This is a genomic window from Streptomyces cyanogenus (assembly GCF_017526105.1).
GTDB classification, from domain to species: domain Bacteria; phylum Actinomycetota; class Actinomycetes; order Streptomycetales; family Streptomycetaceae; genus Streptomyces; species Streptomyces cyanogenus.
In genome coordinates this window covers 4,636,957-4,651,493 of the sequence record NZ_CP071839.1, presented here as the reverse complement: position 1 = coordinate 4,651,493, position 14,537 = coordinate 4,636,957, and the positions used below count along the sequence as shown (strand labels likewise).

The 14,537-nt window shown below is 73.9% G+C and carries 12 protein-coding genes and 2 pseudogenes; 6 read left to right on the top strand and 8 right to left on the bottom strand.

Annotated elements, in window-relative coordinates:
• Window positions 1–82 precede the first annotated feature (82 nt).
• Window positions 83–1,333 carry a threonine--tRNA ligase gene (gene thrS, locus S1361_RS20895; protein ID WP_208033333.1) on the bottom strand — a complete coding sequence of 417 codons (1,251 nt, stop codon included), beginning with the start codon at window positions 1,331–1,333 and terminating at the stop codon, window positions 83–85.
• Window positions 1,334–1,633: 300 nt separating this feature from the next.
• Here thrS and S1361_RS20890 point away from each other — a divergent pair, with 300 nt between their 5' ends.
• Complete coding sequence (locus S1361_RS20890) at window positions 1,634–2,434, top strand: hypothetical protein (protein WP_208033332.1); 801 nt, start codon at window positions 1,634–1,636, stop codon at window positions 2,432–2,434.
• A 3-nt stretch (window positions 2,435–2,437) separates the two neighbouring features.
• Here S1361_RS20890 and S1361_RS20885 read toward each other — a convergent pair whose 3' ends face one another.
• On the bottom strand, window positions 2,438–3,781 hold the full coding sequence (locus S1361_RS20885) for a helix-turn-helix domain-containing protein (RefSeq protein WP_208033331.1): 1,344 nt from the start codon (window positions 3,779–3,781) through the stop codon (window positions 2,438–2,440).
• A gap of 114 nt (window positions 3,782–3,895) precedes the next feature.
• Between S1361_RS20885 and S1361_RS40345 the strand changes: the two genes are divergently transcribed.
• Window positions 3,896–4,090 (top strand): hypothetical protein, encoded by a 195-nt coding sequence (locus S1361_RS40345; RefSeq protein ID WP_425086958.1) that lies wholly within the window; start codon window positions 3,896–3,898, stop codon window positions 4,088–4,090.
• Here S1361_RS40345 and S1361_RS20880 read toward each other — a convergent pair.
• Together S1361_RS20880 and S1361_RS20875 are read right to left on the bottom strand one after the other, a co-directional pair.
• The gene (locus S1361_RS20880) at window positions 4,019–4,204 is read right to left on the bottom strand and encodes a DUF397 domain-containing protein (RefSeq protein WP_208033330.1); all 186 of its coding nucleotides are present in this window, start codon (window positions 4,202–4,204) and stop codon (window positions 4,019–4,021) included. The two genes, S1361_RS40345 and S1361_RS20880, sit on opposite strands and share 72 nt — an antisense overlap.
• Window positions 4,167–5,012 (bottom strand): helix-turn-helix domain-containing protein, encoded by an 846-nt coding sequence (locus S1361_RS20875; RefSeq protein ID WP_208033329.1) that lies wholly within the window; start codon window positions 5,010–5,012, stop codon window positions 4,167–4,169. Before S1361_RS20875 ends, S1361_RS20880 begins: the two co-directional genes overlap by 38 nt.
• A 220-nt stretch (window positions 5,013–5,232) precedes the next feature.
• Here S1361_RS20875 and S1361_RS20870 point away from each other — a divergent pair, with 220 nt between their 5' ends.
• The gene (locus S1361_RS20870; RefSeq protein WP_208033328.1) at window positions 5,233–7,206 is read left to right on the top strand and encodes a YncE family protein; all 1,974 of its coding nucleotides are present in this window, start codon (window positions 5,233–5,235) and stop codon (window positions 7,204–7,206) included.
• 3 nt (window positions 7,207–7,209) lie between these two features.
• Here S1361_RS20870 and S1361_RS20865 read toward each other — a convergent pair.
• The 3 genes and pseudogenes from S1361_RS20865 to S1361_RS20855 all read right to left on the bottom strand — a co-directional run.
• Window positions 7,210–7,668: pseudogene (locus S1361_RS20865) on the bottom strand (hypothetical protein); the annotation flags it as partial.
• A 738-nt stretch (window positions 7,669–8,406) separates the two neighbouring features.
• Window positions 8,407–9,069 (bottom strand): annotated as a pseudogene (locus S1361_RS20860) (hypothetical protein); the annotation flags it as partial.
• A gap of 330 nt (window positions 9,070–9,399) precedes the next feature.
• On the bottom strand, window positions 9,400–10,548 hold the full coding sequence (locus tag S1361_RS20855; RefSeq protein ID WP_208036697.1) for a PP2C family protein-serine/threonine phosphatase: 1,149 nt from the start codon (window positions 10,546–10,548) through the stop codon (window positions 9,400–9,402).
• Between the two features lie 147 nt (window positions 10,549–10,695).
• Between S1361_RS20855 and S1361_RS20850 the strand changes: the two genes are divergently transcribed.
• On the top strand, window positions 10,696–11,217 hold the full coding sequence (locus S1361_RS20850) for a hypothetical protein (protein ID WP_208033327.1): 522 nt from the start codon (window positions 10,696–10,698) through the stop codon (window positions 11,215–11,217).
• Between the two features lie 271 nt (window positions 11,218–11,488).
• Entirely contained in the window at window positions 11,489–12,412 is a 924-nt protein-coding gene (locus tag S1361_RS20845) for a hypothetical protein (RefSeq protein WP_208033326.1), read from the top strand.
• Here the strand turns inward: S1361_RS20845 and S1361_RS20840 are convergent.
• The gene (locus S1361_RS20840; protein ID WP_208033325.1) at window positions 12,312–13,658 is read right to left on the bottom strand and encodes an aminotransferase-like domain-containing protein; all 1,347 of its coding nucleotides are present in this window, start codon (window positions 13,656–13,658) and stop codon (window positions 12,312–12,314) included. The two genes, S1361_RS20845 and S1361_RS20840, sit on opposite strands and share 101 nt — an antisense overlap.
• 87 nt (window positions 13,659–13,745) lie before the next feature.
• Between S1361_RS20840 and S1361_RS20835 the strand changes: the two genes are divergently transcribed.
• Complete coding sequence (locus tag S1361_RS20835; RefSeq protein WP_208033324.1) at window positions 13,746–14,534, top strand: alpha/beta fold hydrolase; 789 nt, start codon at window positions 13,746–13,748, stop codon at window positions 14,532–14,534.
• Window positions 14,535–14,537: the final 3 nt, after the last annotated feature.

The window sequence follows — 14,537 nt, the reverse complement described above, 5'->3', positions numbered from 1 at the left end:
CGGGCCGCCGCGACCGGTCCCGCAGCCGGGCCGCGGCTCGGCCCAGGGCTGCGGGCATCCCCCGCAAGGCCCGGCGGGCCCGTCAGTCCCACAGCGCGGGGCCGCGTGCCGCCACCCGTTCGGTGATCCGGCGCAGCAGGTCGGGCACCGGCAGCGCCCCGGGGCGGCGGCCGTCCCGCAGGCGTACGGCGGCCAGCCCGGCGCCGGCCTCCCGGGCGCCGATCACCGCCTGGTACGGCACCAGGCGGGCCGCGCGGACCCTGGCACCCAGGGTGCCCTCCTCCGGTCCGGCGAGTTCGGCGCGCAGGCCGAGCGCGTGCGCCCCCCGGACGAGCGCCGCGGCCGCTTCGACGTGTTCCCCGGCGACCGGCAGCACCGCGAGCTGGACGGGGGCGAGCCAGGCCGGGAACGCGCCGGCGTGGGCTTCGAGGAGGTGGGCGACGGCGCGTTCGACGCTGCCGATGATGCTGCGGTGGACCATCACCGGCCGGTGCTTCGCGCCGTCGGCGCCGATGTAGTGCAGGCCGAAGCGGGCGGGCTGGTGGAAGTCGATCTGCACGGTGGACAGGGTGGACTCGCGGCCCGCCGGGTCGGTGATCTGCACGTCGATCTTCGGGCCGTAGAACGCGGCCTCGCCCGCCGCCTCCTCGTACGCCACCCCGGCCTCGGCGAGGACCTCCCGCAGCAGGTCGGTCGCCCGGCGCCACAGCTCGGGGCCGGCGACGTACTTGCCGCCCGGGCCGGGCAGCGAGAGGCGGTGGCGTACGGCCTCGATGCCGAGGTCGGCGTAGGCGCGGGCGATCAGCTCCAGGGCAGCGCGGGCCTCGTCGACCGCCTGGTCCGGGGTGCAGAAGATGTGCGCGTCGTTGAGGTGGATGGCGCGGACCCGGGTCAGGCCGCCCAGCACGCCGGACGGTTCGGCCCGGTGCATGGCGCCGAGTTCGGCGATGCGCAGCGGCAGTTCGCGGTGGCTGCGGGAGCGGGAGCGGTAGATCAGGGCGTGGTGGGGGCAGAGGCTGGGGCGCAGGACGACCTCCTCGGCGCCGAGCGGCATCGGCGGGTACATGTCGTCGCGGTAGTGGTCCCAGTGCCCGGAGATCTCGTACAGCTCGCGTTTGCCGAGGGCGGGCGAGTAGACGTGCCGGTAGCCAGCCCGGCGTTCGGCGTCCCGGACGTACTCCTCCAGGGTGTGCCGGACCACGGCCCCGTCGGGCAGCCAGTACGGCAGTCCGGCGCCCATCAGCGGGTCGGTGTCGAAGAGGTTCAGCTCGCGGCCGAGCCGGCGGTGGTCGGGCCGCTGCCCGCCCTTCCGGTCGTTCCTCTGGTCGGTCATCCGGGTCTCCTCGGTGAGGGAGGCGGACGCCCCGGCGCACGACGAAGCCCCGGGGCGTTCGCCCCGGGGCTCGGTAGCTGCTCAGGTGTCAGCGCGCCGGGACGGTCTCCGGCGTCGTCGTGCTCGACGGGCACTGGTGGGCGCGCTGCATGGACGGGACGGTACCGGGGCCGTACGCCGCGCGCCACGGGATTTCCGCCGGTCCCTCACCCGTACGGCGCGGAGCGCTGGTGGGCCGCCCGGGCCGGTGGTGCCGTGAGATCAGGCACCCCGCCGGCCGCACGCAGCCCAGGAGGCACCATGTCCCCCGCGATACGAGAGATACCCGACCGCGTCCCCCGTGGCGTCCTCCTCTCCCTGCTCGCCACCGGCCTGCTCGTCGTCGGCGGCTGCGCGGCACTGACCCTGAACCACCCGGCGAGCGCCCCGTACCCGCTGCCCACGGTGGACCGGCCGAGCCGGACGGCGAAGGCGTCCCCGCGGGCCGACGGTTCCACGCTCAGCGACGAGCAGGCGCAGGCCGCGCTGATCAACCAGGCCGACCTGGGCGCCCCCTGGACGGCCACCAGCGGCGCGGCCACCTGGCGCGACGGGCTGCTGAAGACGCACACCTCGGTCGGGGAGTGCCAGCGGCTGCTGGACGCGCTGTACAGCGACGAACCCCTCGGCGCCCCGGCCCGGGTCGCCGTCGGCCTGGACGACGCCGACACCGACGCCCAGCTCCGCTACCAGATCGCCGCCCGCCGCCCGGCGGACGTCGACGCCGTGCTGGCCTGGCTGCGGACGCTGCCGGTGCAGTGCGCGCGGTTCACGGCCACCACGGAACTGGGGCTGGTGGAGGACGTCCGGGTCGTGGACGCCCCGCTGCCGGAGGTCGGGGACGCCCGGCAGGGCCTGCGCGTCACCCTCGCCACGACGACGCCGGACGACCAGGAGTACCTGCTCACCATGGACCTGGCCGCCGTCCGGGTCGGCGAGGACGCCTTCGCGCTCACCAACGCGGGGCTCGGCGACGTACCGAACGACGCGACGCAGGCCGCCGTGCAGATCGGCGCACTGCGCCTGGCGGACATCCGCAGGCAGGGGCGGGCGCAGGTCTGAGGGTCACAGCGGGGGCTGGGCCGGGGCCGGTCCCAGGGTGGTGGTGCCGGGGGCGGTGCGGTGGCCCAGGCCGGTGCGGTAGGCGTCCAGGGCGGCCTCGATGCGGCCCGTGCGGCGCAGCAGGTCGCCCAGGAGGCGGCACAGGTCGGCGAGGTCGCCGGCGGCGCCCGCGCGTTCCAGGAGGCTGAGGGCGCGGACGTAGTGCTCCTCCGCGGCCTCGGTGTCCCGGGCGTCCTCGGCGATGATGCCGAGCAGGCGGTGCGCCGCGGCGGCGTGCACGGCGCCGCGTTCGGAGGAGAAGTCGCCGAGGACGCCCTCCAGGAGGACGGCGGCCTCCGCGGAGCTGCCCCGGCGGTGCAGCACGTCGGCGAGCTCGACGGCGGCCTGGCTGCGGTAGAGGGCGGCCCGGGTCTCCGACAGCATGGTGTGCGCCTGCCGCAACTCCGTCTCGGCGCGGTCGAGTTCGCCGTTCTGGGCGTAGACGTAGCCGCGCATCCAGTGGCAGTTGGCCAGCTCGGTGCGCAGGCTGAGCTGCCGGTACATCTCGGCCGCCTTGGCCAGGGAGGCGTCGGCCTCGGCGACCCGGCCCTCGGCGAGCAGGGTGCGGGCGACCGAGCGGTGCATCCGGGCGATCAGCGCGGGGTCGCCGGCCTGCGGGGCGAGCGCGAGGGCGAACTCGGCGGCCTGGGCGGCGCGGGCGTGGGCGCCCATGTCCATGTAGGGGCCGATGACGCTGGCGTAGAGCAGCAGCAGCGCGTCGGGGTCGTGCAGTCCGCCTCGGTTCAGCTCGTCGAGGGTGGACTCCAGCAGGTAGACCGCGTACCGGAGTTCGCCGGCGAGGTAGTGGGCGACGGCCCGGCCGCGGACGGCGGGCACCCGGGCCGGCAGGGTCTTGCCGGCCAGCCGCTCCTCGGCCTGCTCGAAGTACTGACGCGCCTCGGTCAGGTCCCCGGTCACCAGGGCGCACTCGCCGAGCCCGAGCAGTGCGGCGGCCTGTACGCAGCCGAGCGCGTGGGCCTCCGCCTCGGCGCGCAGCACGCCGTACTGGGCGGCGGCCTCCTCGGCCCGTCCGTCGGCGAGGACCCGCTGGGCCTCGGTGAGCCGCAGCCGCAGTCCGGTGGCGAGGTGGGCGGGCCGGCCGACGGCCAGCTCCTCGAAGGCGACGCCGAGCCGGCCGGCGATGTGCCGTAACGCTTCTTCGGAGGCCCGGACCCGGCCGGCCTCCAGGGTGGAGATGTAGGCGGGCGTGTACGCCGGTTCCGCCAACTGCCGCTGAGTAAGCCCTCGCTGCGTGCGCAGCCGTTGCACCCGCCGCCCGATGACCTCCGGGTCGTCCCGCTCCTCCATGCCCTGTGCTCCCCCCAACACCCCAGGTGCCTCTTGCCGTTGACACGGGCAGCCCCTAGGTTAAACGGCGAATTAAGCACGCTTAACACGCCGCTGTTGTGTTGCGAGGTCGCCGTGTCCGGACGTACATCCGCACCCTACGCACGCCCCACCGCACGGAGGGCGGTAACGGCCGCGGTGATCGCCGCCGCGGCCCTCCTCCTCGCGGCGAACGCCGGCCCGGCGAAGGCGGCGGACCTACAGAGCCCGCAGGAAGGCGGCCCACGCCTCGGGAGCCACAGCGAGGTGTCCAGAGTCGGGCTGCTTTGAGTCACGGACGGCGACGAGGGCGGGGAGATCGGCGACTTCTACGCACTCGCCGCCGGTGTTGCCGCTGTACGAGGACTTACGCCACCGCGCGTTCGTCAGGTCCTGTATGGCCATAGCGTTCCTCCATCACGCGGGTGATCAGTGCCGCCGAATCCTCTACGGAGAGGGCGGAGGCCTGCAAGTGAGCGTAACGAAAGGCTGCTTCCCTGACGGTGTCTGGATTGGCCGTCATGTGTCCCGAGATCAGGTCCTCCGTGTAGATGAGGTCAGGGTGATCATCGAAGCGCAGACTGCTGAACGACCCGATGAGACTGGCGTGTTCGCCGGCTTCGAACGGCAGCACCTGGATGCGTACGGACTTGTGCTCACGCAATCTCAACAGGTGAGCGAGTTGGTCACGCATGACCTCATGGCTGCCGATCGGCCTGTGCAGAGCGGCCTCGTCCAGGACGACCCAGGTCAGCGGAGGCTGCTCGCGAACCAGGATGCGCTGCCGCTCCATGCGCGCCGCCAGTAGCTCATCGATCTTGTCCGGCACACCCGTCGCCAGCACGGCACTGGCGTACGCCTCGGTCTGCAACAGGCCGTAGATCATCTGGGCCTGATACGTCGAGATGTACGCGGCCTTCGCCTCCATCTCCGCGAAAGGCTGGAACCACGTAGGCAACTGGCTCCGCAGAACCAGCCCCACCAACCGGGAGAAGAACCCGTCCGTCATCAGCGCCGCGTCCACCCGCTCGGCGAACTCCCGCGTCGGCACCTTCAGGGTCGTCTCGATCTGGCCGATCAGCGAGCCCGTGCAGAAGACGATCGCGCCGAGTTCCTTCTGCGTGAGCCCCGCCTCCTCCCGTTTCCTCCGCAGCTCCGAGCCGAAGTAGTCCAACGGAGAGGCGCTGGGGTCGAGCGGACGGATGTTGACCATGAAGCGAGACACCCCCTGCAATCGGTCTGTCGCAGAGCGTAACGACACCCCTCCGCCGTTGTCCGGGAATTCACAAAACCCGGTGGCAGCGCTGTCAGGGCCATGACCTACTCTTTGCACACTCGCCGCACGAGGCACACGGCTCATGCACAGGGGGCTCACGTTCGCCGTGCCCTTGCGGCTCCCCATCTTTCATTCGTTCCGGGGGGTTCGAATCAGCGTGCGCAAGCGCTCTCTCACCACCGCCACCACCCTGGCGGTCCTCCTCAGCTCCGCGGCCCTCGCCGCCGCCCCGGCATCCGCCGACTCCACCCAGCCACTGCCGGTGCGGCAGACCGGTGACATCGTCGTGGACTCCGTCCACCAGCACGTCTTCATCAGCGACCCGCTGAACGGCAAGATCGTCGTCACCGACTTCGCCGGCAAGGTCGTCAAGCAGCTCACCGCCAACCTGTACGGCGTCACGGGCCTGGAGCTGTCCGCAGACTCCGGCACGCTCTACGCGGCCGTGCAGGACCTCGACGCCATCGCCGTCTACGACACCGCCACCTACACCAGGGTTGCCAACTACTCGGTCGGCGACAAGCCGCTCAGCGTCGCCCTCGCCGGCGGCAAGCTGTGGTTCGGCTACGGCGGCGCCGGCGCCGGCAACATCGGCTCGGTCGACCTCGCCGCCCAGGACCACACGGTCACCCTCGGCCAGGACGGCGACTGGTACTCGGCGCCGCTGCTGGACGCCGCGCCCGGCTCGGACACGCTCGTCGCGGGCGCGGTCGGGCAGAGCCCGGTCGAACTGGCCTCGTACGACGTCAGGTCGGGCGCCGCCACCAAGGTGGCGAGCACTCGCGAGGCGGGCGACAACCTCGGCGACCTCCAGGTGACCCCCGACGGCAAGGACGTCGTGGTGGCCAGCGGCGCGCCCTACTACCAGCAGGTGTTCCGGACCTCCGACCTCAACGAGGACGGCAAGTACGTCACGGACGCCTACCCCAACTCCGTGGCGATCGCCCCGGACGGGGTGATCGCGGCCGGCATCGCCGGCTCCTACGACCCGGACGTCTACATCTTCAAGCCGGGCGCCGGTGAGCCGGTCCGCACCTACGACTTCCCGAACACCGGCACGTCCTCGGGCTCCGACCTGCTGGCCCGCGGCGGGCTGGCCTGGGCCGCCGACGGCTCCCGGCTGTTCGCCGTGACCAGCAACAGCCAGGGCGTGTTCTCCCTGCGTGTGCTCGACGCGCCCACCAAGGCGGCCACCACCGTCACCGTGGACGCCCCGGCCACCGCCACCCGCGGCAAGAAGCTCACCGTGAAGGGCAAGGTCGCCTCCAAGGTGGCCGTCCCGGCCGGCACCAGGCTGACCGTGACCCGCACCGACCTGGAGTCGCCGAGGGGCAAGCCGCTGGCCGCGGCGGTCACCAGGGCCGACGGCACGTTCTCCTTCACCGACACCCCGCCGTCCGGCGGCAAGGTGAAGTACACGGTGGCCTACGCCGGTGACGCCGCCCACACGGCGGGCTCCGGCTCGGACACCGTCGAGGTCTCCCGCGACAAGGCCACGCTGACGATCAACAACAACGGCAAGGTCTACGCGTACGGCAAGGACGTCAAGTTCACCGCGCACCTCGGCAAGACGTACTCCAACCGCACGGTGGAGATCTGGGCCGACCCGTTCGGCCCAGACAAGCCGAACAAGCGGGTGAAGACCGGCAAGGTGAACTCCGACGGCAACCTGTCGGTCACCCTGGACCTGAAGCGGGACACCAAGGTCACCGCGAAGTTCGCGGGCGACTCGCGCTACAAGCCGGCGTCGGCGGCCAGCACGGTCGGGGCGCAGGTCAGCATCTCCACGTCGCTGTCCAACCACTACAAGGCGAAGCCGGCATGGGGACACACGTACTACTTCTTCCACAAGAACAAGAACCCGCTGGTCACGACCAAGATGCCGTGGTACCCGGACCGGGTGCAGAAGTTCGAGTTCGAGGTGTACTACCAGGGCCGCTGGTACCCGGGCGACCCCGCGTACTTCAAGCTGGGCTCCGACGGGGTCTCCCGGGTCAGCATCACCGGCAACCACAGCGAGGACGTGGGCTGGCGGTTCCGGGTCCGGTCGTCGTACATCAACAGCGCCTCCGGTGACACCGTGAACTCCACGACGCACGGGGCCTGGAAGTACCTGACCTTCACCCGGTAAGCGCTAGCGGGCCGCCTGGAGCCGACGCAGCTGCCGCTGGACGTTCTCCAGCGCGCCGCGCCGGCGGCCCGGCACCCGCAGCCGCAACTCCGCGAGCGCGGGCCCGAGTTCACGGGCCCGCGCCGTGTCGTCGATACGGGTCCACTGGTGGTGCGCCCGGTCCACGGCCGCCTCCACGGCGGGCGCGTCCCCCGCCTGCCCGGCGCCCAGCCGCGTCTCCGCCACAGCCAGCCAGGTCCGGCAACTCCGCACCGCGTCCCCCGCGAGCATCGCCAGATCGGCCCGCACCTCGCTCCAGTGCAACGCCTGCTCGGACGCGACCCCGTACACCCGCACAGCCTCCGCCTCGAACCGGGCCGCGATCTCCTCGGCATCCCCGTGCCGCCCTTCCTGCACGGCGGCACTGATACCGGCGTGGGGGTCGCCGAGGGGGGTTTCGGCGGTACGGGGTGTGGAGGTGGTCTCACCGGTGCGGGGAGCCGGGGTCGCTTCGGCGGCACGGGGGGTGAGGGTGGCGTTGCCGGTTCTGCCGGAGGAGGGTTCCGGGTCGGGGCCGCTCGAACGGATCCCCTCGCCATCCACCCCGAACACTGCCCCGCCCGACGTCGTGACCGGGCTGCCATCCGCGGCCTCCGCTCCACCGGTCCGGGGGCCCGAAGGGGATCCTGCCGGGATCCGCTCCGCTGCGGTCACGGGCTCGGAGACGAACCCGCCCGACAGCGGTACCTGGGCGCCGAAGCCTGCCCGCGCACCGGGCGGAGGCTCGCTGCTAGCGAACTCTGTGGGGGTCCCGCCGTGCGGGGTTCCCGGCGCGAACGCCTCGGCGACGGCCTGCTGCACGAGGGCTCCGGCCTCGGCGCCCGGTGCCCGGCCGCCGTACGCGGCGATCGGCGCAGGGCTCCCGGCCGCAGGCCCCGGCACGAAGCCGCCCGCACCGGCCCCCGGCGCCACACCGCTCGTCCCGGCCACCGGAACCGAACCGTTCGCCCCGGCACCCGGCACCGCACCATTCATCCCGGCACCCGGCACCGCACCATTCATCCCGGCACCCGGCACCGCACCATTCATCCCGGCACCCGGCACCGCACCATTCATCCCGGCACCCGGCGCCACACCGTTCGCCCCGGCACCCGGCACCGAACCGTTCATCCCGGCACCCGGCGCCACACCGTTCATCCCGGCCACCGGCGCGAAACCGCCGGCCAGGCCCACCACCGGGCCCCCCGGCACATAGCCCCCCGGGTCGGCCAGCAGCAGGTTGCCCCTCGCCTCCTCGGGGATGCGGCCGACCGCCTGCTCGTGCAGAACGCCCAGCGGGGGACGGTGGCCGCTGCGCAGGAGCGTGGCCACCGTCTTCATGTACGCCGGCTCGGCCAGGCCCCGCCGCCCGGTGGCCGGAGCGATGCGGCCGTAGACCGCGGTGTTCCGGCCGGAGTCGAGGCCGCGCTCGGTGATGTGCCGCCAGGCCTCGGCGTCGGCGTGCAGGTCGACGAAGAGCGCGGTGTCCGTGGCCGAGCGCAGACGCAGTTCCTCGCGGATCCAGTGCCAGGGCAGCGCGGTGTAGCGGAGGGTGGCCGGTGTGGTGCGGGCCAGGGCCAGGTGGGGCTGCTGCTGGCGCCGGTCCAGGTGCAACTGGCCCACGACGTACACGGTGAGCGGCCCGGGAGAGGCCGCGGCGGCCCGCAGCCGGGTGAGGACGGCCTGCGGTTCCAGCGGGTCGGCGAGTTCGACGACGTTCGCGGTGTCGGCGCCGGACAGCACCGAGGGGGCGACGGCGGCCAGCACCGGCAGCACTCCGGCCGCGTCCACCAGGCGCCCCCGGCCCAGCGGCGAGGCCGCGAGCAGCAGCACGGTTCCGGGCATCGTGCCTCCCCCATGTCACCTTGTGGACCCCGTGAACCTCCGGACCCGAGGCCCCGTGGATCCGCTCTCCAGCCAGCACCGTAACCGCTGCTGCTGCAAACCGGTGCCTCAGTACCGCAAACACCCCCGGTACGAGCACGTGACCCACCGCCCCCGACAACTCCGCACACCCACCCCGCCCCTGACACCACGCCACGAAACCCCCGACGCCCTGACCCCGTCTCCGCCGAACGTCCGACACCTCTTCAGCCCCCGCGCACCCCGGCAATCCACCCACCCCCGTCCCACCTCACCCCCGGCGCGCAACGCACCGTCCGTGCCCCTCCCGCCTCAACCCGCCCCCGCCCTGCGCACCGCGAAGATCGTCGTGTCGTCCTCCAGGCGGCCCCCGCAGTGCCGTAGCACCCCGTCACGGACCTGGCGGACCAAGCGGCGCGGCTCCGTGCGGGTGGGGTCGGCGCGGACGGCGCGGGACACCTCGTCGGAGAGGGCGAAGAACGCGCCGGGGCGGTCGCGGGCCTCGGTCACGCCGTCGGTGACCAGCAGCAGCGTCTCGTCGGCGGCCAGCGGCACCCGGTGGACGGGCGGCAGGCCGCCCGAGAGGTCGGCGAGGCCGAGCGGCAGCCCGTCGCCGCAGGGCAGCTCGCGGACCCCGTGCGGGCCGACCGCGAGCGGCGGCTCGTGGCCGAAGTTCACCACGTCGACCACGCCGGGGCTGTCCTCGGGGAAGGCGAGGAGCACGGCCGTGGCGAAGCGGTCGCCGTCGGCCCGCCCGAGCGCGGCGGTGTGGGCGCGGTGCCGCAGCATCCGGATCTCCAGGCGCTCGGCGACGGTCGTGAGGTCCTTCTCGTGGTAGCCGGCCTCACGGAACGTGCCGAGCAGCGCGGCGGCGGCCTCCACCGCACCGAGGCCCTTGCCCTGCACGTCACCGACGAGCACCCGGGCGCCGTGCGGGCCGGGCTGGATGTCGTAGAAGTCGCCGCCGACCCGGGCGTCGACGTCGGCGGCCAGGTACACCCCGGCGTGGTCGAGGCCGGCCCACCCGGACGGCAGCGGGCGCAGCACCGTGCGGCGGGTGGTCTCGGCGATGTCCTGGACGCGCAGCAGCTGCCGTTCCTGCCGCATCCGCACCGCGGCGGCCAGCGTGGCGAGCACGCCGCCGAGGGCGACCAGGACGAAGTCGCCGAGCCCCGCCTGGTACTCGGCGGGCCAGGCGTTGTCCACGAGGACGTACGTGACCAGCGCGACCACGCTGTAGGCGGCCGTCGTCCACACCCCGCACATCGCGGCGGCGGTGCCCGGGACGAGGACGATCCAGGTGACGATCCGGAAGTGCTCGCCGGTGTTGAAGTCCAGCAGGATGACGGCGACGAGCAGCAGCAGGGGCGGCAGCCACGAGATGCTCCGCCCGCGCACCCGCAGCAGCGGCCGGCGCCGCCCGTACTCGATGTCCGTCACGACGGGCAGCCGGACCTCCATGCCCCTCAGCGAACCACGGGAGACAACCGCACGCATCCGGGCACTCGTCACCCTCCTGGCCGACTTGCCAGGCCGTGTCCCCCGGTGTGCCCTGGAGGCGTGCCCCGCAGGCGGGGCGGATCAGGGCGAGGAGAGAGGAGTGCTCTCATGGCTCAAGCGGCACCCACGCCCGGTGGATTGTCCCGGCCCGGCCGCACGCCCGAGGTGGAGCGCCGGTCGTCCGACGTGATGGCGCGTCCACCCGACGTCTTCGACGCCCGGACCCACAAGCTCGCCCGGGTGGCCGTCCCGGTCGTCCTGGGGCTCGTCTACGGCTACTGGGTCGCGGCCAACGACCGTGACGGCGGCCCCGTCACCGGCGGGAACCTGCTGCTCGGCTTCGTCAGCGCGCTGGTGTTCGCGGTGGTGTGCTGGGCCCTGCTGACGCTGGGCCCGCGGCTGCCGCGGGAGGTGCACGCGCTGTCGTGGGCGGCGTTCGTCGGCTGCGCGTACGGCTTCGCCTACAGCCAGATCGGCAGCCTCTTCACCACCCAGGGCGCCGGCCAGGGCCCCCACAACGACGTGGTGCGCTCGGCGCTGATGGGTCTGCTGTGGGCGGCGATCACCTTCGTCGTTGTCTTCTACCGCTACTACATCCGCGAGGACGCGTCCGGCCGCCGGATCCGCTGAGCGGCACGCCGCACCCGCTGCCGCCGTGCGCGTGGGCCCCGGCCGGGCGGCCGGAGCCCACGCGCTCCCCTGTTCTTCCCCTGTTTCCCTTCGGCCAGCACCACGAGTGGTGCACATCGGCCACTTCTTCCTCCCCAGCACCAGGAAACACCCGTTCGGGTGATCCCTCCACCGGAGGGCGCACAGCCCGGTTCCCCCGAAGGGGCGCATCCGTTCCCCGAACGCAGTCCTCCCGGTCGCGCGGCGGCCCCCGGGGGCCTTGCCTGGAAGCGTGCCCCCACGCCTCAGGAGCGCCCTGTCGGCCGTACTGATCGCGCTGTCCTGCCTCCTCGTGCCGTTCGGCGCGCTGGCGGCCTGGGCGGCGTACGGGCTCGCCGACACGGGCCGGTACGTGACCACGATGGCGCCGCTCGCCGCCGACCCGGACGTGCGGGAGGCCGTCGTGGACACCGTCGGCGACGGCCTCCTTCGCGCGGTCGACGAGCACCTGGACGTCCGCCCGGTCCGCGGCTCGGTGCGGCCGTTCGTGCACGACGCGGTCCGCTCCTTCACTCACACCCGGGCCTTCCGGCTCGCCTGGGACACCGGCAACCGGGTCACCCACGACGCCGTCCTGCGCGCCCTGCGCGCGGAGGACGAGCGCGCCGTCACCGTCGACCTGGCCCCCGTCACCGCCCAGGTCAAACGCCAGCTCACCCGTGATCACGTACCGCTCGCCGCCCGGATCCCGGTGGAGCACACCGCGGTCGCCGTGCTCCCGGCGGACCGGCTGGCCACCCTCCGGAAGGGATTCCACGTGCTCGAAGTCGCCGGCTTCTGGCTGCCGGTCGCGGCCGTCGCCTTCGCCGCCGGCGGGATCGCGCTCGCCGTGCGCCGGCGCCGGGCGGTCGCCGCCACCGCCCTGGGCACGGCCCTGGGCGGCGCCCTGCTCGTCCTCGCCCTCGACGTCGGCCGCGGCCTGACCCTGGCCGACCTGCCGGCCGGGGTGTCCCACCCGGCCGCGGGCGCCGTCTACGACGCCCTGACCGGCACCCTGCGCTCGGCCGCCTGGCTGCTGCTGGGCCTCGGTCTGGCGGTGGCCCTCGCCGCCTGGCTCACCCGGTACCTGCGGCTGCCCCGTCCCGCGCGACGCCGGCGAGGGTCTCCAGCGCCCGCGCCAGCTGCGGCTCCGGCGCCGACCCGAGCCCGAGCCTGACCGCGTCCGGGGTGCGGCTGGGGTCGACGCAGAAGGCCGTACCCGGGGTGACGGCGATGCCGTGCGCCCGCGCGGCGGCCGTGAAGGTGTCCGCCCGCCACGGCGCGGGCAGCTCCCACCAGGCGAAGTAGGCGGCCGGATCGGACCGTACGGCGAACCCGGCCAGCTTCCGGGCGACCAGCCGCTGGCGCCGCCGCGCGTCCTGCCGCTTGGCGGCCACCAGCCGGTCCACGGTGCCGTCGCCGAGCCACCGCACGGCCGCCTCCAGCGCGAAGGCGCCCGCGCTCCACCCGCCGGACCGCACGGCCCGCGCCACCGCCTCGACGCGGTCCTCCGGTACGACGGTGAAGCCGACGGTGAGACCGGGCGCGACCCTTTTGGACAGACTGTCGACGAGGTGCACCAGGCCGGGCGCGAGCGCGGCGAGCGGAGGCGTGCCGCCGGGGTTCAGAAAGGCCCAGATCCGGTCCTCGACGACCGGTATCCCCAGCCTGTGGACACAGTCGGCGAGCTGCCGCAGCCGCCCGGCGCTCGTCGTCAGCGAGGTCGGGTTGTGCAGGGCCGGCTGGAGGTAGAGCGCGGACAGCGGCGCGCCCCGGTGCGCGTCGGCCACCGCCTGCGGCACGGGCCCCTCCGCGTCCGTGGCGAGCGGCACCAGGACCAGGCCGAGACGCCCCGCGATCTCCTTGACCAGCGGATACGTCAGCGGTTCCACCCCGATCCGGCCGCCGGGCCGGACCAGGGCGGTGAGGGTGGCGGCGATCGCCTGCCGGGCGTTGCCGGTGAACAGGATCCGCTCGGGGGCGGCCGGCAGCCCGCTGCGGGCGAGCAGGGCGCCGACCGCCGCCCGGGCCTCGGGGGTGCCCGCGGCTGCGGCCGGCCGCAGCGCCTGGCCGAGCGCGTCCGGCCGCAGCAGCGGGGCCAGCGCCGGGGCCATCAGCTCCGACTGGCCGGGCACGGCCGGGTAGTTCAGCTCCAGGTTGACCAGCGGGGCGCCGGCCGCCTCGGTCAGGGCGATCCCCGGCTGCCCGTCCGGCGCGGTGGCCCGCACGAACGTGCCGCGCCCGACCTCGCCCACCACCAGTCCCCGGCGTACCAGTTCGGCGTACACCCGGCCGGCGGTCGAGGGCGCGATGCCGTGCCGGCGCGCGAACGCCCGCTGCGGCGGCAGCCGTTGACCGGGCCGGAGCCGTCCGCCGGTGATGTCGGCCGCGATCCGGTCGGCGATGCGCCGGTAGTCGTCCACAACTCCCCCTGTTCTCCGATGCGTTGGATTGCACCGAGGGCAAAGATTTTATTGCACCGAACGACGGGGCGCCCTAGGGTCGTGGCCATGCCCCCCTTCCTCGCATTCGAGGACAAAGACCCCGGACTCTCCTCCCGGGTTCCCCTCGTCCTCGTCCACGGACACCCCTTCGACCGCACGATGTGGCAGCCGCAGCTGACGGAGTTCGCCGCCGGCCGCCGGGTGATCGCCCCCGACCTGCGCGGCTACGGCGCCTCCCCGGTCACCCCCGGCACGGTCCCGCTCTCCCGCCACGCCCGCGACATCGCCGACCTCCTGGACCACCTCGGCGTGGACACCTTCGCGCTGGCCGGCCTGTCCATGGGCGGCCAGATCGTCATGGAGTGCCACGACCTCCTCGGCGACCGGATCCGCGGCCTGGTACTCGCCGACACCTTCCCCGCCGCCGAGACCCCCGAGGGCCGCCGGGGCCGCGCCGCCATGGCCGAGAGGCTGCTCGCCGAGGGCATGCGCGGCTACGCCGACGAGGTGCTGGAGAAGATGGTCGCCCCCTACGCCGACCCCGAGGTCAAGGCCCATGTGCACCGCATGATGACGGCCACCTCGCCCGAGGGCGCCGCCGCGGCCCTGCGCGGCCGGGCCGAACGCCCCGACTACCGCGACCTGTTGACCCGGGTGACCGTCCCCGCCCTCGTCGTGGTCGGCGCCGACGACACCTACACACCCGTCTCCGACGCCGAGGCCATGCACGCGGCCCTCCCCGACTCCACCCTGCACGTCATCGAGGGCGCGGCCCACCTGCCCAACCTGGAACGCCCCGAGGAGTTCAACCGGGCCCTGGCCGCCTTCCTGGCGCGACTGGACGGCCGGCCGTAGGCT

What these genes read in the sequence shown, in the direction of transcription:
- S1361_RS20885 (WP_208033331.1), bottom strand. Translation starts at nt 3,781, where the DNA reads ATGGAGGAGCGGGACGACCCGGAGGTCATCGGGCGGCGGGTGCAACGG.
- S1361_RS20875 (WP_208033329.1), bottom strand. Translation starts at nt 5,012, where the DNA reads ATGGTCAACATCCGTCCGCTCGACCCCAGCGCCTCTCCGTTGGACTAC.
- thrS (WP_208033333.1), bottom strand. Translation starts at nt 1,333, where the DNA reads ATGACCGACCAGAGGAACGACCGGAAGGGCGGGCAGCGGCCCGACCAC.
- S1361_RS20850 (WP_208033327.1), top strand. Translation starts at nt 10,696, where the DNA reads ATGGCTCAAGCGGCACCCACGCCCGGTGGATTGTCCCGGCCCGGCCGC.
- S1361_RS20890 (WP_208033332.1), top strand. Translation starts at nt 1,634, where the DNA reads ATGTCCCCCGCGATACGAGAGATACCCGACCGCGTCCCCCGTGGCGTC.
- S1361_RS20855 (WP_208036697.1), bottom strand. Translation starts at nt 10,548, where the DNA reads ATGGAGGTCCGGCTGCCCGTCGTGACGGACATCGAGTACGGGCGGCGC.
- S1361_RS20880 (WP_208033330.1), bottom strand. Translation starts at nt 4,204, where the DNA reads ATGGCCATACAGGACCTGACGAACGCGCGGTGGCGTAAGTCCTCGTAC.
- S1361_RS20835 (WP_208033324.1), top strand. Translation starts at nt 13,746, where the DNA reads ATGCCCCCCTTCCTCGCATTCGAGGACAAAGACCCCGGACTCTCCTCC.